The 20,532-nt window shown below is 71.0% G+C and carries 20 protein-coding genes and 1 tRNA gene; 19 read left to right on the forward strand and 2 right to left on the reverse strand.

Annotated elements, in window-relative coordinates:
- The first annotated feature begins 17 nt into the window (after positions 1 to 17).
- Positions 18 to 386, forward strand: a complete 369-nt coding sequence (locus ABT403_RS22970) for a DUF6083 domain-containing protein (protein WP_344165059.1) — start codon at positions 18 to 20, stop codon at positions 384 to 386.
- A 25-nt stretch (positions 387 to 411) separates the two neighbouring features.
- Here ABT403_RS22970 and ABT403_RS22975 read toward each other — a convergent pair whose 3' ends face one another.
- Complete coding sequence (locus ABT403_RS22975; RefSeq protein ID WP_344165062.1) at positions 412 to 756, reverse strand: hypothetical protein; 345 nt, start codon at positions 754 to 756, stop codon at positions 412 to 414.
- A gap of 310 nt (positions 757 to 1,066) precedes the next feature.
- Positions 1,067 to 1,138 (reverse strand) — tRNA-Arg (locus ABT403_RS22980).
- A gap of 101 nt (positions 1,139 to 1,239) precedes the next feature.
- Here ABT403_RS22980 and ABT403_RS22985 point away from each other — a divergent pair.
- From ABT403_RS22985 to atpE, 18 genes are all read left to right on the forward strand, one after another.
- Positions 1,240 to 1,713, forward strand: coding sequence for a response regulator (locus ABT403_RS22985; RefSeq protein WP_425580259.1), 474 nt, complete (start codon positions 1,240 to 1,242; stop codon positions 1,711 to 1,713).
- A gap of 95 nt (positions 1,714 to 1,808) precedes the next feature.
- The gene (gene nrtL / locus ABT403_RS22990; RefSeq protein WP_344165067.1) at positions 1,809 to 2,777 is read left to right on the forward strand and encodes an ArgS-related anticodon-binding protein NrtL; all 969 of its coding nucleotides are present in this window, start codon (positions 1,809 to 1,811) and stop codon (positions 2,775 to 2,777) included.
- Between the two features lie 19 nt (positions 2,778 to 2,796).
- Positions 2,797 to 4,188: a diaminopimelate decarboxylase gene (gene lysA, locus ABT403_RS22995; RefSeq protein ID WP_344165070.1), complete on the forward strand. Its 1,392-nt coding sequence runs from the start codon at positions 2,797 to 2,799 to the stop codon at positions 4,186 to 4,188.
- A 158-nt stretch (positions 4,189 to 4,346) separates the two neighbouring features.
- Positions 4,347 to 5,636 carry a homoserine dehydrogenase gene (locus ABT403_RS23000; protein ID WP_344165887.1) on the forward strand — a complete coding sequence of 430 codons (1,290 nt, stop codon included), beginning with the start codon at positions 4,347 to 4,349 and terminating at the stop codon, positions 5,634 to 5,636.
- 6 nt (positions 5,637 to 5,642) lie between these two features.
- A complete protein-coding gene (gene thrC / locus ABT403_RS23005; RefSeq protein ID WP_344165073.1) occupies positions 5,643 to 6,713 on the forward strand; it encodes a threonine synthase in 1,071 nt (356 codons plus the stop codon).
- A gap of 370 nt (positions 6,714 to 7,083) precedes the next feature.
- Entirely contained in the window at positions 7,084 to 8,025 is a 942-nt protein-coding gene (thrB, locus tag ABT403_RS23010) for a homoserine kinase (RefSeq protein ID WP_344165076.1), read from the forward strand.
- A 414-nt stretch (positions 8,026 to 8,439) separates the two neighbouring features.
- On the forward strand, positions 8,440 to 10,521 hold the full coding sequence (gene rho / locus ABT403_RS23015) for a transcription termination factor Rho (RefSeq protein WP_344165079.1): 2,082 nt from the start codon (positions 8,440 to 8,442) through the stop codon (positions 10,519 to 10,521).
- A gap of 173 nt (positions 10,522 to 10,694) precedes the next feature.
- Positions 10,695 to 11,798 carry an LCP family protein gene (locus ABT403_RS23020; RefSeq protein ID WP_344165082.1) on the forward strand — a complete coding sequence of 368 codons (1,104 nt, stop codon included), beginning with the start codon at positions 10,695 to 10,697 and terminating at the stop codon, positions 11,796 to 11,798.
- Positions 11,799 to 11,973: 175 nt separating this feature from the next.
- Positions 11,974 to 12,192, forward strand: a complete 219-nt coding sequence (gene rpmE, locus ABT403_RS23025) for a 50S ribosomal protein L31 (RefSeq protein WP_007266580.1) — start codon at positions 11,974 to 11,976, stop codon at positions 12,190 to 12,192.
- A 120-nt stretch (positions 12,193 to 12,312) separates the two neighbouring features.
- Complete coding sequence (prfA, locus tag ABT403_RS23030) at positions 12,313 to 13,392, forward strand: peptide chain release factor 1 (protein WP_344165089.1); 1,080 nt, start codon at positions 12,313 to 12,315, stop codon at positions 13,390 to 13,392.
- 82 nt (positions 13,393 to 13,474) lie between these two features.
- Positions 13,475 to 14,320 (forward strand): peptide chain release factor N(5)-glutamine methyltransferase, encoded by an 846-nt coding sequence (gene prmC / locus ABT403_RS23035; protein WP_042813202.1) that lies wholly within the window; start codon positions 13,475 to 13,477, stop codon positions 14,318 to 14,320.
- Between the two features lie 55 nt (positions 14,321 to 14,375).
- A complete protein-coding gene (locus tag ABT403_RS23040; RefSeq protein ID WP_344165093.1) occupies positions 14,376 to 15,023 on the forward strand; it encodes an L-threonylcarbamoyladenylate synthase in 648 nt (215 codons plus the stop codon).
- A complete protein-coding gene (locus ABT403_RS23045; RefSeq protein WP_344165096.1) occupies positions 15,020 to 15,658 on the forward strand; it encodes an arsenate reductase/protein-tyrosine-phosphatase family protein in 639 nt (212 codons plus the stop codon). The genes ABT403_RS23040 and ABT403_RS23045 overlap by 4 nt, the downstream gene beginning before the upstream one ends.
- 93 nt (positions 15,659 to 15,751) lie before the next feature.
- On the forward strand, positions 15,752 to 16,987 hold the full coding sequence (glyA, locus tag ABT403_RS23050) for a serine hydroxymethyltransferase (protein ID WP_344165099.1): 1,236 nt from the start codon (positions 15,752 to 15,754) through the stop codon (positions 16,985 to 16,987).
- Between the two features lie 116 nt (positions 16,988 to 17,103).
- Positions 17,104 to 18,438: an MraY family glycosyltransferase gene (locus ABT403_RS23055; RefSeq protein ID WP_344165102.1), complete on the forward strand. Its 1,335-nt coding sequence runs from the start codon at positions 17,104 to 17,106 to the stop codon at positions 18,436 to 18,438.
- A 286-nt stretch (positions 18,439 to 18,724) separates the two neighbouring features.
- Positions 18,725 to 19,162 (forward strand): Cg1360 family ATP-synthase-associated protein, encoded by a 438-nt coding sequence (locus ABT403_RS23060; RefSeq protein WP_344165105.1) that lies wholly within the window; start codon positions 18,725 to 18,727, stop codon positions 19,160 to 19,162.
- Between the two features lie 225 nt (positions 19,163 to 19,387).
- Positions 19,388 to 20,212, forward strand: coding sequence for a F0F1 ATP synthase subunit A (gene atpB, locus ABT403_RS23065; RefSeq protein ID WP_344165108.1), 825 nt, complete (start codon positions 19,388 to 19,390; stop codon positions 20,210 to 20,212).
- Between the two features lie 82 nt (positions 20,213 to 20,294).
- A complete protein-coding gene (gene atpE, locus ABT403_RS23070) occupies positions 20,295 to 20,528 on the forward strand; it encodes an ATP synthase F0 subunit C (RefSeq protein WP_007266589.1) in 234 nt (77 codons plus the stop codon).
- The last annotated feature ends 4 nt before the right edge of the window (positions 20,529 to 20,532 follow it).

Consider the following 20,532-nt stretch of genomic DNA (forward strand, 5'->3'; position numbering starts at 1 on the left):
TGTCGACCCTCACAGGTATGGGGGATTACCAGGACGAACCGCGCCGGCTCAGCGCCGGGCAGCCGCACTGCCCTTACTGCGGGCTGCCGGTGGACAGGGTGGCCACGCTCGACCACGACTGGGTGCTGCTGGAGCAGGACATGGCACCCCTGGCGCACATCGTGCCGGCCCAGCACCGGTGGATCGTGCTGTCCGACGGCCGTGTGGCCCTCTACGGAGTCTGCCCACCGGTCCCGGACCAGCGTTGCCGCATAGAACACCGCCTCGCCTGCCCGGCCCAGCCCCTCCCGGACCTGTGGCCCTGGCTGACCACCCTCCGCACCGAGAACGACCGCCAGTCCCGGCGCCGGGAGGAGTCGGCGCGGGAGTGGCCCGACGCCGGGTAGGCGCCGGGCCGGGGCGAGGCCGGGGTCAGGCCAGTGGGGCGGTCCCCTGGAACGGCGTCCCCACGGGGGCCGGGTTCGGGGTCGGGAAGCCGTCGTCCGGCTGGTTGCAGGGCGCCGCGAAGCACTCCCAGACGTGGGGGGAGGGGCTTCCGTGGGGGTGATGCCCGCCCTTCCCGGGCCCGGACCCGCTGCCGTCCGGCGGGCCGCAGGGGGCCTTGACGCACTGCCACTGGTGGTCGGCCACGGTCACGTGCGGCGTCCCGTGGACGGCCGTGAACGCGGCGACGTTCAGCACGGCACCCCCGACGGCCACGATGGTCGAGGCGGCGAACACGAAGAGACGGCGGGTCCAGAAGGGCTGGGCGGTCATGGGAATCCTCCTCTGTCGGTACGGGCCGGCCGGGGAGCCCCAGGCTCCTCTCGACCACACCTCCAGTAGGCCCCGCCGCCCCCGCCGCGTCAGGCCCCGGATTCACGTGTCTTGACAGGCGGGGGAGGGGGTGCGGGCATCCGCCCGGCCCTCATACGCCGAAACCCCGCCCTCAGCAGAGCCTTGGAGCCAGGTCTATCGCGACCAGTGCGTGACAACGACAAAGGCCCGGACTCAGTGGGACTGAGTCCGGGCCTTCATGCTTGGCACTTGTGCTGGTCAGCGGCGTAAACCGCTGCTCCAAGCTAAGTGCCCCCGGCAGGATTCGAACCTGCGCACACGGCTCCGGAGGCCGTTGCTCTATCCCCTGAGCTACGGGGGCGTGTCGTTCGCGTTGCGGCGACGGGTTGAACACTACCAGCTCCCGTGGGGTGATCAGGAACCGTTTTGGGCGGGAGGGGGGAGGGTGGTCGCCCGGAGGGGGTGGAAGTGGCAAAAACCCGGACGCGGGGGCTTAGGGCGACCTACTCTCGAGTTGTGCCAGGCGCCTCGGGCCGGGTCCTCGTTGTCGACGACAACAAGGTCATCCGGCAGCTGATCAAGGTCAATCTCGAGCTGGAGGGCTTCGAGGTCGTGACCGCGAACGATGGTGCCGAGTGCCTGGACGTCGTCCACCGCGTGCGTCCCGACGCGATCACCCTTGATGTGGTCATGCCGCGACTGGACGGGTTCGGGGCCGCCGCCCAGCTGCGGGCCGATCCGCGGACGCGGCACGTGCCCGTCGCCATCGTCAGCGCCTGTACGCAGCACGAGGTCGAGGCCGGGATCGCCGCCGGGGTGGACGCCTTCCTCGCCAAGCCCTTCGAGCCCGCCGAGCTGGTGCGGGTCGTACGGCGCCTCGTCGAGCGGAAGGACCGGCGGGAGCGGAAGGGCGCTCCGGCCGGCAGAGGGGCGTAGCCGGCAGGGGTTGCGGGGGCGGGCCGTCCCACCTGCTATTCCACATGGCGAAACCCGATGCATGGCGAGGGGGCTTCTCCCCTAGGCTGGGTTCCGTGATCCCCGCCGACCTCTCTCGTGCCGTCGTACACGCCGTGCGCCGCGCCGTCGAGGCCGGAGCGCTGGGCGGGCCCGTGCCCGCCCGGGTGGTCGTCGAGCGGACGCGGCCCGGAGGGGTGGGGGAGTACGCCAGCCCCGTCGCCCTGCGGATGGGCAGGGGCGCCGATGCCGCCCGGGTGCTGGCCGGGGCGCTGGTCCTGGAGCCCGGGATCGAGAGCGTCGACGTCACCGGCCCCGGTTTCCTGAACTTCACCCTCGCCCCCCTCTCGGCGAGCGCGCTGGTGCGGGACGTGCGCACCAGAGGAGAGCGGTACGGGTGTGCCCCGGCGCGGAGCGCGGCCGTCGGCGGGGGGCGGGAGCAGGCCGTGCGGGCCGCCGTCGCCCGGATCCGGGAGGGACAGGGGTTCCCCCGGGACGGCGGCGACGAGCCGTCCGTCGCGCCCGTCGCCCGGCGGGACGGGGACGTGCTCGCGCGGTACGGGACCGGCGCCGCCGTCTGGGCCATGCTCGCCGTGCCGGCCCGCGAGACCCCCGTCTTCGGTGAGGGACTGCTCGTACAGAGCGAGGAGAACGAGTTCTTCCGGGTGCGGTACGCCCACGCCCGGGTCCGGGCGCTCACCCGGAACGCCCGCGACCTCGGATTCCACGCCGAGCCCGGCGAAGTCGCCCAGCCCGGCGCAGTCGCCCAGCCCGGCGACGGCGGCGCGACCGCCCTGCTGCGCGCCCTCGCCGACCACCCCCTCGCCCTTGAGGCCGCCGCGCACCACCGCGCGCCCGAGCGGCTCGCCCGGCACCTCGTGGTCGTCGCCGACGCGCTGCTCGACTTCCAGCACCAGGTACTGCCCCTCGGGGACGAGAAACCCTCGGCCGCCCACCGCGCCCGGCTGGCTCTTGCCGAAGCCGCCGGGGCGGTGCTGGCCGGCGGCCTAGCCCTCCTCGGCATAGACGCCCCTGATTCTTTGTGACTCCCGAAGAGAGATACCGATGAGCCGTTCCGCGCACCCCGCCGGGCCCCGCCACGCCGACGTCCTGCCCGAGGGCCACTACGCCCCGCCGCCCGCCGACCTGAACGAGCTCGACGAGAAGGTCTGGTCGCGGACCGTCACGCGGAACGAGGACGGGGTCGTCACCGTCGGCGGCATCGAAGTGACCAGGCTCGCCGAGGAGTTCGGCACCCCCGGCTACTTCCTCGACGAGGAGGACTTCCGGGCCCGCTGCCGTGCCTGGGCGCACGCCTTCGGCAAGGACGCCGACGTCTTCTACGCCGGCAAGGCGTTCCTCTCCAAGGCCATCGTGAAGTGGCTGAAGGAGGAGGGGCTGAACCTCGACGTGTGTTCGGGAGGGGAGCTGGCCACCGCCCTCGCCGCCGGGATGCCCGCCGACCGGATCGCCTTCCACGGCAACAACAAGTCGGAGAGCGAGATCCGCCGCGCGGTCTCCGCCGGTGTGGGGCGGATCGTGCTCGACTCCTTCCAGGAGATCGCGCGGGTCGCGCACATCGCCGCCGAGTCGGGTGTGCGGCAGCCCGTGCAGATCCGGGTGACCGTGGGCGTGGAGGCGCACACCCACGAGTTCATCGCCACCGCCCACGAGGACCAGAAGTTCGGCATCGCCGTCGCCGACGGATCCGCCGCCGAGGCCGTGCGCCGGGCGCTCGGGCACGACTCGCTGGAGCTGCTCGGCGTCCACTCGCACATCGGTTCCCAGATCTTCGACATGGCCGGCTTCGAGGTGTCCGCGAAGCGGGTCGTGCAGCTGCTGGCCGCCGTGCGCGACGAGCACGGGGTCGAGCTCCCCGAGATCGACCTCGGTGGCGGCCTCGGCATCGCCTACACCTCCGCCGACGACCCGCGCGAGCCGCACGAGATCGCCAAGGCGCTCACCGAGATCGTCGCGCGGGAGTGCGAGAGCGCGGGACTGAAGGCTCCCCGGATCTCCGTCGAGCCCGGCCGCGCCATCGTCGGGCCCACCGCGTTCACCCTCTACGAGGTCGGCACGATCAAGCCGCTGGAGGGCCTGCGCACGTACGTCTCCGTCGACGGGGGCATGTCCGACAACATCCGGACGGCCCTGTACGACGCCGAGTACGCCGTGACCCTCGTCTCCCGCGTCTCCGACGCCGAACCCATGCTCGTCCGCGTCGTCGGCAAGCACTGCGAGAGCGGCGACATCGTCGTCCGGGACGCGTTCCTGCCCGCCGACCTGGCGCCCGGCGACCTGATCGCCGTACCCGCCACCGGGGCGTACTGCCGCTCCATGGCCAGCAATTACAACCACGCGCTCCGTCCGCCCGTCGTCGCCGTGCGCGACGGGGCGGCGCGGGTGATCGTCCGGCGTGAGACGGAGGAAGATCTCCTGTCCCTCGACCTCGGATGATTCCCATATTTTTGGGACAGGGCGTCCGGCCCCGAAAATAGACGTCTCACTCAATGGACCGGAGATGGAATCTCCTGTCCATTGAGTGAGACTGGTTCATACCTGGCGCGTAACCCGCGCGCCGGGAGCGAAAAAGATCGAAAGGCGTAGGTCGAATGATGCGTACGCGTCCGCTGAAGGTGGCGCTGCTGGGCTGTGGCGTGGTCGGCTCAGAGGTGGCGCGCATCATGACGACGCACGCCGACGATCTGGCGGCCCGGATCGGCGCGCCCGTCGAGCTCGCCGGCGTCGCCGTGCGCCGCCCCTCCAAGGTGCGCGAGGGCATCGACCCCGCGCTCGTCACCACCGACGCCACCGCCCTGCTCAAACGCGGTGACGTCGACGTGGCCATCGAGGTCATCGGCGGGATCGAGCCCGCCCGCACCCTGATCACCACCGCCTTCGAGAACGGCATCTCCGTCGTCTCCGCCAACAAGGCGCTGCTCGCCCAGGACGGTGCCGCGCTGCACGCCGCGGCCGAGGCGCACGGGCTGGACCTGTACTACGAGGCCGCCGTCGCCGGCGCCATCCCGCTGGTCCGCCCGATGCGCGAGTCCCTCGCCGGCGACAAGATCAACCGGGTGATGGGCATCGTCAACGGCACGACGAACTTCATCCTCGACAAGATGGACTCCACCGGCGCCGGCTACCAGGAGGCGCTCGACGAGGCCACCGCCCTCGGCTACGCCGAGGCCGACCCGACCGCCGACGTCGAGGGCTACGACGCCGCCGCCAAGGCCGCGATCCTGGCCGGCATCGCCTTCCACACCCGCGTCCGCCTCGACGACGTGTACCGCGAGGGCATGACCGAGGTCAGCGCGGCCGACTTCGCCTCCGCCAAGCGGATGGGCTGCACCATCAAGCTCCTCGCCATCCTGGAGCGCGCCGCGGACGGCGAGTCCGTCACCGCCCGCGTCCACCCGGCGATGATCCCGCTCAGCCACCCGCTCGCCTCCGTCCGCGAGGCCTACAACGCGGTCTTCGTCGAGGCGGAGGCCGCCGGGCGGCTCATGTTCTACGGACCCGGCGCGGGCGGCTCGCCGACCGCGTCCGCGGTTCTCGGCGACCTGGTCGCCGTCTGCCGCAACAAGCTCGCCGAGGCAACGGGGCCCGGCGAGTCGGCGTACACCCAGCTGCCCGTCAGCCCCATGGGGGACGTCGTCACCCGCTACCACATCAGCCTCGATGTGGCGGACAAGCCGGGCGTCCTCGCCCAGGTGGCGACCACCTTCGCGGAGCACGGCGTGTCGATCGACACGGTCAGGCAGCAGGGCAAGGACGGTGAGGCCTCCCTCGTCGTCGTCACCCACCGCGCCCCCGACGCCGCCCTCTCCGGGACCGTCGAGGCGCTGCGGAAGCTGGACACCGTGCGCGGTGTCGCCAGCATCATGCGTGTTGAAGGGGAGTAAGGACCCATGAGCAGCAATCGCACCCACCAGTGGCGCGGCATCATCGAGGAGTACCGGGACCGCCTGCCGGTCACCGAGACGACCCCCGTGGTCACGCTCCGGGAGGGTGGTACTCCCCTCGTCCCCGCCCAGGTGCTCTCCGAGCGCACCGGCTGTGAGGTGCACCTCAAGGTCGAGGGCGCGAACCCCACCGGGTCCTTCAAGGACCGCGGGATGACCATGGCCATCACCAAGGCCAAGGAGGACGGCGCCAAGGCCGTGATCTGCGCCTCCACGGGCAACACCTCCGCCTCCGCCGCCGCGTACGCGGTGCGCGCCGGCATGGTGTCCGCGGTCCTCGTGCCGCGCGGCAAGATCGCGCTCGGCAAGATGGGCCAGGCCCTCGTGCACGGCGCCAAGATCCTGCAGGTTGACGGCAACTTCGACGACTGCCTGGACCTGGCCCGCGCGCTGTCCGACAACTACCCGGTGGCGCTGGTCAATTCCGTCAACCCGGTGCGCATCGAGGGCCAGAAGACGGCCGCGTTCGAGATCGTGGACGCGCTCGGCGACGCCCCCGACATCCACGTGCTGCCCGTCGGCAACGCCGGCAACATCACCGCGTACTGGAAGGGCTTCAAGGAGTACAAGGCCGACGGCCTGGCCTCCCGTACGCCCCGCGTGTGGGGTTTCCAGGCCTCCGGCTCGGCGCCGATCGTGCGCGGAGAGGTCGTCAAGGAGCCGCACACCATCGCCACCGCGATCCGCATCGGCAACCCGGCCTCCTGGGACTTCGCGCTGGCCGCGAAGGAGGAGTCGGGCGGCTTCATCGACGAGGTGACGGACCGCCAGATCCTCGCGGCCTACCGTCTGTTGGCCTCCCAGGAGGGCGTCTTCGTCGAGCCCGCCTCGGCCGCCTCGGTCGCCGGTCTGCTCAAGGCCGCCGAGCTCGGACTGGTCGACCCCGGCCAGAAGATCGTGTGCACCGTCACCGGCAACGGCCTGAAGGACCCCGACTGGGCGGTCGCCGGCGCTCCGCAGCCCGTCACCGTTCCGGTGGACGCCGAAGCCGCGGCCGTCCGGCTCGGCCTGGTCTGATCCGGGGGCCCCGCCCGGGCCCCCCGGGCCGCCTCCTGCGGCCCATGACCCGGTTGCCGGGTTCCGGAAACCTTCCGGAACCCGGCAACCGGGCCCGTACGGCCCCGAAAGCCAAGGGCAACTCAGCGGAATTCAGCAGAATCCAGCGGAATCCGGCGGAAGACGCCGACACGCGTCGTGCGCCTCCTGTGCGCCCTATGTCGCGGGAGAACCTTCCTTCGATACGCTGTACTGACATCCGCCACCGCGCATATGACCGCGGTGCTGCCCCGAGGGCCTTCGGGTGCCGTACGTTCTCCAGTACATTTCGCAGCGAAGATCCCGCACAGCCCGCCGGATCCCGCACAGTCACAAGGAGTGTCATCGACCGATGGCAGGTCCAGCGTTCCGCGCCGCCGCCGTACGAGTGCGCGTCCCCGCCAGCAGTGCCAACCTCGGCCCCGGCTTCGACGCCCTCGGCCTGGCCCTGGGGCTCTACGACGACGTGGTCGTGCGCGTCGCCGACTCCGGGCTGAACATCGACATCGCGGGTGAGGGTGCCGACACCCTCCCGCGCGACGAGAGCCACCTCCTCGTACGCTCCATGCGCACCGCGTTCGACCTGCTGGGCGGGCAGCCGCGCGGCCTGGAGGTCGTCTGCGCCAACCGGATCCCGCACGGGCGGGGCCTGGGCTCCTCCTCGGCCGCGATCTGCGCCGGCATCGTCGCGGCGCGCGCCGTGACCATAGGCGGCGAGGCCAAGCTCGACGACACGGCGCTGCTGGAGCTGGCCACCGAGATCGAGGGGCACCCGGACAACGTCGCCGCCTGTCTGCTCGGCGGATTCACCCTCGCCTGGATGGAGGGCGGGAGCGCGAAGGCGATCCGTATGGACCCCGCCGATTCCATCGTTCCGGTGGTCTTCGTCCCGTCGAAGCCGGTCCTGACCGAGACCGCCCGCGGCCTGCTGCCGCGTACCGTTCCGCACGTGGACGCCGCCGTGAACGCGGGGCGCGCGGGTCTGCTCGTGGAGGCCATGACCAGGCGTCCCGAGTTCCTGCTGCCCGCCACCGAGGACCGGCTGCACCAGGAGTACCGTTCCCCGGCGATGCCGGAGAGCGTGGCACTCGTCAACCGGCTGCGGGCGGACGGCATCCCCGCGGTCATCTCCGGCGCGGGCCCCACGGTCCTCGCGCTGGTCGACAACGACGCGGCCGACAAGGTCGCGCAGCTCGCGGGCGAAGGATGGGCCGCGAACCGGCTCGCCCTCGACGCCGCGGGTGCGAGCGTCCTTCCGCTGGGCGCTCAGGGCGGTCAGTCCGTGTCCTCGTGACACGGCCCTCCGGGGCGGGCGGCCGGGCAGGCCGACCACCCCGGAAGGGCGATTGCCGGTGATTGAGAGGGGGAATGTCTGTTGGATCCGGTAGTGTTAATCTCAAGTACGCAACCGAAGCCGCCATGGCTCGGTGCTCAGTGTCCCCATCCGGGACCACCTTTCTTCCGGGAGCCTCCCCGACTGCTTTGATCGCTGCCAGCAGTTTCGGGCACGCTCCGGAATCGGCGTGACATTCCCACGCTTCCAGCTCGGGGGCTTCTCGCCGGAACCACCCATGCACGTTTCTTTCCGCCGTATCTCTACCGGCGGACCACCGCCCCGGCACAGTTCACACACCTAGGACTGTTGTCGGACAGCACAACCGGTCGCCGAGCCAGACAGGCCGACGTCCGCTCCAGGGAAGGACCCTTCGTGAGCGACACCACCGATCTGATGGGCGCTGCCGACACCAACGTCGACACCAGTGCCCCCGCCGCGGGCGCCGCAGCTGCCACTGCCACCCGGCGCCGCCGCTCCGGCACCGGCCTTGAGGGCATGGTCCTGGCCGAGCTGCAGCAGGTCGCGTCGGGCCTCGGTATCAGGGGCACCGCGCGGATGCGCAAGAGCCAGCTGATCGAGGTCATCAAGGAGGCGCAGGGCGGCAGCGCCCCCAAGGCCGCGGCTCCCGCCGCGGACGCCGCCGAGGCCAAGCCGAAGCGCCGCGCCACCAGCAAGGCCCGCACGGGCGAGGCGGCCGCCGCGGCGCCCGCCGAGAAGCCCGCCGCGCAGGCCCAGATCGAGATCCCGGGCCAGCCGATCAGCGAGGACGCCCCGGTCGGCGAGCGCCGCCGGCGCCGCGCCACCGCCCCCTCGGGCAGCCCCGAGTCCTCGGCCCCCGCCGTCGTGCAGGTCGAGCAGAAGACCGAGGCCCCCGCGGCCGCGCCGCAGGCCGAGGCCAAGGCGGAGCCGGTCGCGGCCGTCGCCGCCCAGGCGCAGGGCCAGGCCCCCGCGCAGGAGGCCGGCGAGGGCCGCAGCCGCCGTGACCGCCGTGACCGCGGCGAGCGCGGCGAGCGTGGCGACCGTCAGGGCCGCCGCGAGCGCGGTGCCAAGGCCGACGAGCAGGGCCAGCAGCAGGGCGGCGGCCAGGGCCAGGGCCAGCAGGGCGGCCGCCAGGACCGCGCCGAGCGCCAGGACCGCCAGGACCGCCAGCAGCAGGGTGGCGGCCGGGGCCAGCAGGGCCGTCAGGACAACGGTCCGCAGGACGACTTCGACGGCGAGGACGGCCGTCGCGGCCGGCGCGGCCGCTACCGCGACCGCCGTGGCCGCCGTGGCCGTGACGAGTTCGCCCCGGGCGAGCCGCAGGTCGCCGACGACGACGTCCTGATCCCCGTCGCGGGCATCCTCGACATCCTCGACAACTACGCGTTCATCCGGACCTCCGGCTACCTGCCCGGCCCCAACGACGTGTACGTCTCCCTCGCCCAGGTCCGCAAGGCCGGCCTGCGCAAGGGTGACCACACCACCGGTGCCGTGCGCCAGCCCAAGGACGGCGAGCGCCGCGAGAAGTTCAACGCCCTCGTGCGCCTGGACTCCGTCAACGGCATGTCGCCCGAATCGGGCCGGGGCCGCCCCGAGTTCCAGAAGCTGACCCCGCTCTACCCGCAGGACCGGCTCCGTCTGGAGACCGACCCGGGCGTGCTGACCACCCGCATCATCGACCTCGTGTCGCCGATCGGTAAGGGCCAGCGCGGTCTGATCGTGGCCCCGCCGAAGACCGGCAAGACCATGATCATGCAGGCGATCGCCAACGCGATCACCACCAACAACCCCGAGTGCCACCTGATGGTCGTCCTGGTCGACGAGCGTCCGGAAGAGGTCACCGACATGCAGCGGTCGGTCAAGGGCGAGGTCATCTCCTCGACCTTCGACCGTCCGGCCGAGGACCACACCACCGTCGCCGAGCTGGCCATCGAGCGCGCCAAGCGCCTCGTGGAGCTGGGTCACGACGTGGTCGTCCTGCTCGACTCCATCACCCGTCTGGGCCGCGCGTACAACCTCGCGGCGCCCGCCTCCGGCCGCATCCTGTCCGGTGGTGTCGACTCGACCGCGCTGTACCCGCCGAAGCGCTTCTTCGGTGCCGCGCGCAACATCGAGGACGGCGGCTCGCTGACCATCCTGGCCACCGCGCTCGTCGACACCGGCTCGCGCATGGACGAGGTGATCTTCGAGGAGTTCAAGGGCACCGGCAACATGGAGCTCAAGCTCGACCGCAAGCTCGCCGACAAGCGCATCTTCCCGGCCGTCGACGTCGACCCGTCGGGTACGCGCAAGGAGGAGATCCTCCTCAACAGCGAGGAGCTCGCCATCGTCTGGAAGCTGCGCCGGGTGCTGCACGCGCTCGACTCGCAGCAGGCGATCGAGCTGCTGCTCGACAAGATGAAGCAGACGAAGTCGAACGCCGAGTTCCTGATGCAGATCGCCAAGACGACCCCGGCCGGCAAGAACGACGACTGACCGGGTCGCCCGTACACGGCAGCCGCCCCCGCCGCACCCGCGGCGGGGGCGGCTGCCGTTCGTGCGACCTTCGCCACAGGCGTGCGGCTCGCACAGCAAGCCGTGGAACCCTGGAACGCGCTGCTCCGTCTGAGTGAAGGAAGACGGGCCACGGAGCCAGGACTGAGGAGAGCATGAGCGAGGACAGCAGGGGGCGCGGCCGACGAGCCGTACGCGGGGGTCGGCGCAGGGGGCGGCCGCAGCGCCGCAAGGGCCTCAGAGTCGCCGCCTGGACCGCCGCCGCGGTGGTTCTGCTGGGCGGCGGCAGCCTCGGCTGGTTCTACTTCAAGCTCAACGGGAACCTGCACACCGTCGACATCGACCAGGCGCTGGGCAAGGACCGCCCGCCGAACGTCGACAACGGCTCGATGGACATCCTCGTCCTCGGCTCCGACTCCCGCGACGGCGCGAACGGCGAGTACGGCGCGGACGACGGCGGCTCGGCCCGCTCCGACACGGCGATGATCATCCACCTCTACGAGGGCCACAAGCAGGCCAGCGTGGTGTCCATCCCGCGCGACACGATGCTGCCGCGGCCCGCCTGCCCCATCGGCAAGGGGAAGAACAGCGCCCCCCGCCAGCGCGCGCAGTTCAACGAGGCCTTCACCATCGGCGGGGCCGCCTGCGCGGTGAAGACCGTCGAGGCGATGTCGGGGATCCGCATGGACCACTACATCGAGGTCGACTTCACCGGCTTCAAGAAGATCATCGACAACCTCGGCGGGGTCGAGCTCACGACCACCAAGCCGATCAAGGACAGCGGCAGCCACCTCGACCTGCCGGCCGGCTCCCACAAGCTCAACGGCGAGCAGTCCCTCGGCCTCGTCCGCACGCGCAAGAGCGTCGGCGACGGCGGCGACCTCGGCCGAATACAGCTCCAGCAGGCCTTCATCAAGGCGCTGATCAAGCAGGTCAAGGGCGTCGGGGTGTTCGACAGCCCGAAGAAGCTCTACGGCCTCGCCGACTCCGCCACCAAGGCGATCACCACCGACAAGGCGCTCGGCGACGTGAAGTCCCTCGCCAGCTTCGCCCAGGGCCTCCAGGGCATCAGTGCCGAGAACATGCACATGATCACCCTCCCGGTGACCCAGGACCCGCTCGACAAGGACCGTGTCGCCATCCTGCCCAAGGAGTGCAAGATGGTCTGGGACGCCCTGCTGGCCGAGCAGCCCATCCCCGCCGCGGCCACCGAGCACTCCAACGGCGACAAGAGCACCGCGGGCTCGATCGTCCAGTAGCACTTTCCCTGCCGGGACCCGGCAGGAATAGATACCGCGCCCACCCCGTTGAGGGGAGCGTTCCGAGAATTTTGACAGGCGGCCCGGTCCTGGCAGACTGGTCTGTCGGCCCCGGTTCACGCAGTGCGCAATTCGGCTCCTGCGACCCGGCGCCCTCCCGAATCTAGGAGACACCTTGAAGCGCGATGTTCACCCCGAGTACGTCGAGACCCAGGTCAGCTGCACCTGTGGCGCGTCGTTCACCACCCGTAGCACCCTGACCGAGGGCACCATCCGTGCCGAGGTCTGCTCCGAGTGCCACCCGTTCTACACGGGCAAGCAGAAGATCCTCGACACCGGTGGCCGTGTGGCCCGCTTCGAGGCCCGCTTCGGCAAGGGTGCGGCCAAGAAGTAGCGCGACCCAGGCGCCGGTCACCGGCCGCCCCCTGATCACGCGGGGGCGGCCGGACCGGCGCCTTTGTCGTCGTTCAGCCCGCCCAGCCCAATTTTTCGCTTTTCACCCCAGGAGCATCCGATGTTCGAAGCGGTCGAGGACCTGGTCGGCGAGCACGCCGACCTCGAGACGAAGCTCGCCGACCCTTCGGTCCACGCCGATCAGGCGAACGCGCGCAAGCTGAACAAGCGCTACGCGGAGCTGACCCCGATCGTGGCGACCTTCCGTGCCTGGAAGCAGTCGGCCGAGGACATCGAGACGGCCAAGGAGCTGGCGGCCGACGACCCCGACTTCGCCGCCGAGGTCAAGGAACTGAGCGCGCAGCGCGAGGAGCTCACCGAGAAGCTCCGCCTGCTGCTCGTCCCGCGCGACCCCAGCGACGACAAGGACGTGCTCCTGGAGATCAAGGCCGGCGCCGGCGGCGACGAGTCCGCGCTCTTCGCGGGCGACCTGCTGCGCATGTACCTGCGCTACGCCGAGCGCGTCGGCTGGAAGACCGAGATCATCGACTCCACCGAGTCCGAGCTCGGCGGCTACAAGGACGTCCAGGTCTCCGTCCGCACCAAGGGCGGCAACGGCGCCACCGAGCCCGGCCAGGGCGTGTGGGCCCGGATGAAGTACGAGGGCGGCGTCCACCGCGTCCAGCGCGTCCCCGCCACCGAGTCCCAGGGCCGCATCCACACCTCCGCCGCCGGCGTCCTCGTCACCCCGGAGGCCGAGGAGGTCGAGGTCGAGATCAACCCGAACGACCTGCGTATCGACGTGTACCGCTCCTCCGGCCCCGGCGGCCAGTCCGTCAACACCACCGACTCGGCCGTGCGCATCACGCACCTCCCGACCGGCGTGGTCGCCTCCTGCCAGAACGAGAAGAGCCAGCTCCAGAACAAGGAGCAGGCCATGCGCATCCTGCGTTCGCGCCTGCTGGCCGCCGCCCAGGAGGCCGCCGAGCAGGAGGCCTCCGACGTGCGCCGCAGCCAGGTGCGCACCGTGGACCGTTCCGAGAAGATCCGTACGTACAACTTCCCGGAAAACCGGATCTCGGACCACCGCACCGGTTTCAAGGCGTACAACTTGGACCAGGTGCTCGACGGCGACCTCGATTCGGTCATCCAGGCCTGCGTCGACACCGACTCCGCGGCCAAGCTCGCGGCCGCGCACTGACGATCCCCGCACCCCCCTCCCCCACGCTCTCGGCCTCGCCCGAGCAGGGGGGACCCCCATGACAGCAGCCCGGAGGACCAGCGTGAACTTGCTGCTTGCCGAGGTGGCCCAGGCCACCCAGCGGCTGGCCGCCGCCGGCGTGCCCTCACCGCGTTTCGACGCGGAGGAGCTCGCGGCCTTCGTGCACGGCGTCAAGCGGGGGGAACTGCACCACGTCAAGGACGCGGACTTCGACGCCCGCTACTGGGAGGCCGTCGCCCGCCGCGAGGCGCGCGAGCCGCTCCAGCACATCACCGGCCGCGCCTTCTTCCGCTACCTGGAGCTCCAGGTCGGCCCCGGGGTGTTCGTGCCCCGGCCCGAGACCGAGTCGGTCGTGGACTGGGCCATACAGGCCGTCCGGGCCATGGACGTGGTCGAGCCGCTGATCGTGGACCTGTGCACCGGCTCCGGCGCCATCGCCCTCGCCATGGCCCAGGAGGTGCCGCGCTCGCGCGTGCACGCCGTGGAGCTGTCCGAGGACGCCCTGCGCTGGACCCGCAAGAACGCCGAGGGCTCCCGGGTCACCGTCCACCAGGGTGACGCCCTGACCGCGCTGCCCGAGCTGGACGGCCAGGTCGACCTCGTCATCTCCAACCCGCCGTACATCCCGCTCACCGAGTGGGAGTACGTCGCCCCCGAGGCCCGCGACCACGACCCCGAGATGGCGCTGTTCTCCGGCGAGGACGGCCTCGACACCATCCGCGGCATCGAGCGCACCGCCCACCGGCTGCTGCGGCCCGGCGGCATCGTCGTGATCGAGCACGCCGACACCCAGGGCGGCCAGGTGCCGTGGATCTTCGCCGACGAACGGGGCTGGGCCGACGCCGCCGACCACCCCGACCTGAACAACCGCCCGCGCTTCGCGACCGCCCGCAAGGCCATGCCGTGACCGCCGCGACCCCGACCGCCCACGACACCACCCCGCTGCACGAGGAGGCCCGCTGATGGCCCGGCGATACGACTGCAACGACGCGACGGACCGCAAGACGGGCCTGCGTGAAGCGGCCTCCGCCGTGCGCCGCGGAGAGCTCGTCGTGCTGCCCACCGACACCCTGTACGGGATCGGCGCGGACGCCTTCAGCGCCGAGGCCGTCGGCGACCTGCTCGCCGCCAAGGGCCGTGGCCGCAACATGCCCACCCCGGTGCTCATCGGTTCCCCGAACACCCTGCACGGCCTCGTCACGGACTTCTCCGAGCAGGCCTGGGAACTCGTCGACGCCTTCTGGCCGGGCGGGCTCACCCTCGTCGCCAGGCACCAGCCGTCGCTGGCCTGGGACCTGGGGGAGACCCGGGGGACCGTGGCCGTGCGCATGCCCCTGCACCCCGTCGCGATCGAGCTGCTGACCGAGGTCGGCCCCATGGCCGTGTCCTCGGCGAACCTGTCCGGGCACCCCGCGCCGGAGGACTGCGACGCGGCCCGCGCGATGCTGGGCGACTCCGTCTCCGTCTACCTGGACGGCGGTCCGACCCCGAGCACCCTTCCCTCGTCGATCGTCGACGTCACCGGGAAGGGTCCCGTGCTGCTGCGCGAGGGCGCGCTGACCGCCGCGCAGCTGCGGGAGGTCGTCCCCGACCTCGAGGTGGCTCCGTGAGCCCTCAGGGGCGTGGCATAGCCAAGGGAGACACCTTCCGCATACTCCACGTCAGCACCGGGAACGTGTGCCGCTCGCCGATCACCGAGCGGCTGACGCGGCACGCGCTGGCGCACCGTCTGGGCGCGCTGGGGCTGGCCGCCGGCGACCTGATCGTGGAGAGCGCGGGCACCTGGGGCCACGAGGGCGCGCCGATGGAGGCCAACGCGGCGGCCGTGCTGGCGGACTTCGGCGCGGACGCGTCCGGGTTCACCGGGCGCGAGCTGCTCGACGAGCACGTCATACGGGCCGACCTGGTGCTGACCGCCACGCGCGACCACCGGGCGCAGGTCATCTCCATGGGCCACTCGGCGGGACTGCGGACCTTCACCCTGAAGGAGTTCACCCGGCTGGTGCGGGCCATAGACCCGGCCACCCTGCCGCCGCTCGACGACGGGATGGCCGAACGGGCCCGTGCCCTGGTGCGGGCCGCCGCCGCGCTGCGGGGCTGGCTGCTGGCACCCTCCGCCGACGCCGACGAGGTGTACGACCCGTACGGGGCGCCCATCACCTTCTTCCGGTCGATCGGCGACGAGATCAACCAGGCGCTCGACCCCGTGGTCACCGCGCTGACGGGTGTCACGCCTCCGCGCTGACCCCCTCCGGGGGCACGGGCGCCGCAAGGCGTGAACGCGGGGTCCGGCCTACAGTGGCTGGTACCGGTACCCCCACTGCGCGGGAGTCGCGCCATGAGCGTCACCACTGAGCTGGCCACGGACGTGCTGCGGGCGCGGGATCCGCAGCTGGCCGACATCCTCGACGGGGAGCGGCAGCGCCAGGCCACCACGCTCCAGCTGAGCGCCGCCGAGAACTTCACCTCCACCGCCGTGCTCGCCGCGCTGGGCTCACCGCTCGCCAACAAGTACGCCGAGGGCTACCCGGGCGCCCGCCACCACGGCGGCTGCGAGTACGCGGACCTCGCCGAGCGGGTGGCGCAGGAGCGGGCCAGGGCGCTGTTCGGCGTCGAGCACGCCAACGTGCAGCCGCACTCGGGTTCCTCCGCAGTCCTCGCCGCCTACGCCGCGCTGCTGCGGCCCGGGGACACCGTTCTGGCCATGGGGCTCGCCTACGGCGGTCACCTCACGCACGGCTCGCCCGCCAACTTCTCCGGCCGCTGGTTCGACTTCGTCGGGTACGGGGTCGACGCCCGGACCGGGCTCGTCGACTACGAGCAGGTGCAGCGGCTCGCCCGCGTGCACCGGCCGAAAGCGATCGTCTGCGGCTCCATCTCCTACCCCCGGCACCTGGAGTACTCGGCCTTCCGGGAGATCGCCGACGAGGTCGGGGCGTATCTGGTCGTGGACGCGGCCCATCCCATCGGGCTGGTCGCCGGAGGGGCCGCGCCGAGCCCGGTGCCCTACGCGGACGTGGTCTGCGCGACCACGCACAAGGTGCTGCGCGGCCCGCGCGGCGGGATGGTGCTGTGCGGGGCCGAGTTCGCCGAGCGCGTCGACCGGGCGGTGTTCCCCTTCACCCAGGGCGGCGCCCAGATGCACACCATCGCCGCCAAGGCGGTGGCCTTCGGGGAGGCGGCCGACCCGGCCTTCACCCGCTACGCCCACAAGGTCGTCGCCAACGCCCGCGCCCTCGCCGAGGCCCTGCGGGCGCACGGCCTGGGCGTGACCACCGGCGGCACCGACACCCACCTGATCAGCGCCGACCCCGCACCACTCGGCGTCGACGGGCCGGCCGCGCGCGGGCGGCTGGCCGCCGCCGGGATCGTCCTGGACACCTGCGCCCTGCCGTACGGGGACCAGCGCGGCGTCCGGCTGGGCACCGCGGCGGTGACCACGCAGGGCATGGGGGAGCCCGAGATGGCCCGGATCGCCGAGCTGTTCGCCGCCGCGCTGCGCGGCGGGGACGTGGCCGCGGCGCGTGCCGAGGTCACCGAGCTGGCCGGGCGATTTCCCCCGTACGGGGTGTAACCGGGACGAGGCTCCCGTAGTGCAACCGGAACGAGGACTCCGCGCGTCCTCGTCCCCGTGTACATCGCGGCTAATGTGTGGGGCTGAGATGGCCGGCGATACATCTGGGGCAGCCAGTGCGTGAATATCTGCTGACGCTTTGCGTCACGGTCGCGGTGACCTACCTGCTGACCGGGCCCGTCCGGAAGTTCGCGATCGCGGCGGGCGCGATGCCGGAGATCCGCGCCCGCGACGTGCACCGCGAGCCGACCCCCCGGCTGGGCGGCATCGCCATGTTCGGCGGACTGTGCGCGGGCCTGCTGATCGCCGACCACCTGCAGAACCTCAACGGAGTCTTCGAACGCTCCAACGAACCCAGAGCCCTGCTCTCGGGCGCCGCCCTGATCTGGCTCGTCGGCGTCCTCGACGACAAGTTCGAGCTGGACGCGCTCATCAAGCTCGGCGCCCAGATGATCGCCGCCGGTGTGATGGTCATCCAGGGCCTGACCATCCTGTGGATTCCGGTTCCGGGCATCGGCACGGTCGCGCTGACCCAGTGGCAGGGCACCCTGCTCACCGTGGCCCTGGTGGTGATCACCATCAACGCGGTGAACTTCGTCGACGGGCTCGACGGTCTGGCGGCGGGCATGGTCTGCATCGCCACCTGCGCGTTCTTCCTCTACGCCTACCGGATCTGGTTCGGCTACGGCATCGAGGCGGCCGCCCCCGCGACGCTCTTCGCCGCGATCCTGATGGGCATGTGCCTGGGTTTCCTGCCCCACAACATGCACCCCGCGCGGATCTTCATGGGCGACTCCGGGTCGATGCTGATCGGCCTGGTGCTGGCCGCCTCGGCCATCTCGATCACCGGGCAGGTGGACCCCGACACCATGGCCCTCTTCGTGGGCGGTGAGCGCAACGCCACGCACGCGATGCTGCCGGTCTTCATCCCGCTGCTGCTGCCGCTGACGATCATCGCGATCCCGATGGCGGACCTCGTCCTGGCCGTCGTGCGGCGCACCTGGAAGGGCCAGTCGCCCTTCGCCGCCGACCGCGGTCACCTGCACCACCGGCTCCTGGAACTCGGGCATTCCCACAGCCGCGCCGTACTCATCATGTATTTCTGGTCGGGTCTGATCGCCTTCGGAGCGGTGGCCTATTCGGTCAATTCCGCCTCGATGTGGATCGTCCTCGCCATCGCCGCGCTGAGCGCCCTGGGACTCGTCCTGCTCCTGCTGCCGCGGTTCACCCCGCGTGCCCCGCGCTGGGCCGAGGGGCTCGTACCGCCGCGCTACCGGCACGCCAGGCGGGCGGCGGAGGCCGCGGCCGAGGCGGCGGTGCGCGAGGACGAGGGGACCGAGCCGGCGCCGGCGCGGCCGATCGCGGCCGGGGTGTCCGGCGTCAACGGAGCGACAGCGGTAGGCCCCCGTTCGCGCTTCCCCGACCGGCGTAAGGCCGGTTCGGCACGCTGACGCGCCGGGCGCATGTCCGACATGGGCGTCCTTTACCAGACAAGCTGCCGCTCTGTCTTGCACACACGGGCGGATTAGCCCTCATGTGTGACAGTCAGCACACCGCACAGGTAAAGCTCTCATCAAATAGTTTGTGATACCGTTCACTAAACCCGGCGACAGAGCCGAAGGACCGTAGTGCGACGGTCCATTGGCCCGAGGCGATCACTCGGACCGGGCTTACGCTCGTCCCCGTACGAGTTCCCGTACGAGTCCGTGCCCCCACCACCACGCGGAGCAAACCGCCATGCGGTCTAACGACGTCCGATCCCTGCTGCAAACCGCCGTACCCACCGCTGCCGCCGGCGCCGTCGCCGCCGTGATCAGCGGTCTGGTCGTCGGCGGCAAGGGGGCCGTCGGCTCGATCGTCGCGACCGTGGTCGTGATCCTGTTCATGGGTATCGGATTCGTCGTGCTGCAGCGGACGGCGAAATCCCTGCCGCATCTGTTCCAGGCCATGGGCCTCATGCTCTACGCGGCTCAGATCCTGCTGCTCTTCGTCTTTCTCGCCGTGTTCAAGAACACGACGCTGTTCCACCCCCGCGCCTTCGCGATCACGCTCGTCGCCACCACCCTCGTGTGGATCGGCGCCCAGACGCGTGCTCACATGAAGGCCAAGATCCTTTACGTCGAGCCCGACTCGACCAACGGGGAAAAGCCCGGAAATCCGGGGTCGAAGCCGTGAAGGGTAGGGCCGGGATAAGTGTGCGTTCGAGATGCTGCTATCGTCCGGTTCAAACTGCGGCACTGCGGGCACGGGCATCTGAGCTGACGCCTGGTCCATCGCGAGGCTCGATGCCTGACTGCCGCCCCCACACCCGTTACACCAGTCCAGTGCCGAACCGCGGCCGTGCGCCGCGCCGACACGATGAGGTTGCCCTACCTATGCGCCACGCTGAAGGAGCCCGCGGTGAGTGCTGACCCGACGCAGGTCCTCGCCTTCGAGACCGACTGTCACATCTTCTCGGGATGTGGCTTCCCCGGCCCGGGCCTGCACTCGTTCCTCTTCGAGCCGCTGTGGGGCGAAGCTGGTCTGACCAGCGTCTACTTCAACAAGCCGATGCTGCTGGCCCTCCTGGGCTCGATCATCATCGTGGCCTTCTTCTGGGCCGCCTTCGCCAAGCCGAAGCTCGTCCCCGGCAAGCTCCAGATGGTCGGCGAGGCCGGCTACGACTTCGTGCGCCGCGGCATCGTCTACGAGACGCTCGGCAAGAAGGAGGGCGAGAAGTACGTCCCCTTCATGGTCTCGCTGTTCTTCTTCGTCTGGATCCTGAACGTCTGGTCGATCGTCCCCGTGGCCCAGTTCCCGGTGACCTCGATCATCGCGTACCCGGCGATCCTGGCCCTGTCGGTCTACGTCGTGTGGCTGCCGCTGACCTTCAAGCGCCACGGCTTCATCGGTGGCCTGAAGAACCTCACCGGCTACGACAAGAGCCTCGGCGGCGTCCTGCCGCTCGTCATGGTCATCGAGTTCTTCTCGAACGTCCTGGTGCGCCCGTTCACCCACGCGGTCCGACTGTTCGCGAACATGTTCGCCGGCCACACCCTGCTGCTGCTCTTCACGATCGCCAGCTGGTACCTGCTGAACGGCATCGGTATCGCCTACGCCGGCGTGTCGTTCGTGATGGTCATCGTGATGACCGCCTTCGAGCTCTTCATCCAGGCCGTCCAGGCGTACGTCTTCGTCCTCCTGGCCTGCAGCTACATCCAGGGCGCGGTCGCCGAGCACCACTGAGCCAGGCCCGCCCCCGCTCAGCCCCCCGTATTCGTCCGGTGGCCAACCCCCACCGGTCCGTGAAAGAGAAGGAAGAACTGGCATGTCCCAGACCCTTGCCGCCGTCACCGGCTCCCTCAGCTCCGTTGGTTACGGTCTCGCGGCCATCGGCCCCGGCGTCGGCGTCGGCATCATCTTCGGTAACGGCACCCAGGCCCTCGCCCGCCAGCCCGAGGCTGCCGGTCTGATCCGCGCCAACCAGATCCTCGGCTTCGCCTTCTGTGAGGCGCTCGCCCTGATCGGTCTGGTCATGCCGTTCGTCTACCCGAGCTCCTGATCCT

The sequence above is a fragment of the Streptomyces sp. NPDC000075 genome, assembly GCF_040301925.1.
GTDB lineage: Bacteria > Actinomycetota > Actinomycetes > Streptomycetales > Streptomycetaceae > Streptomyces > Streptomyces polychromogenes.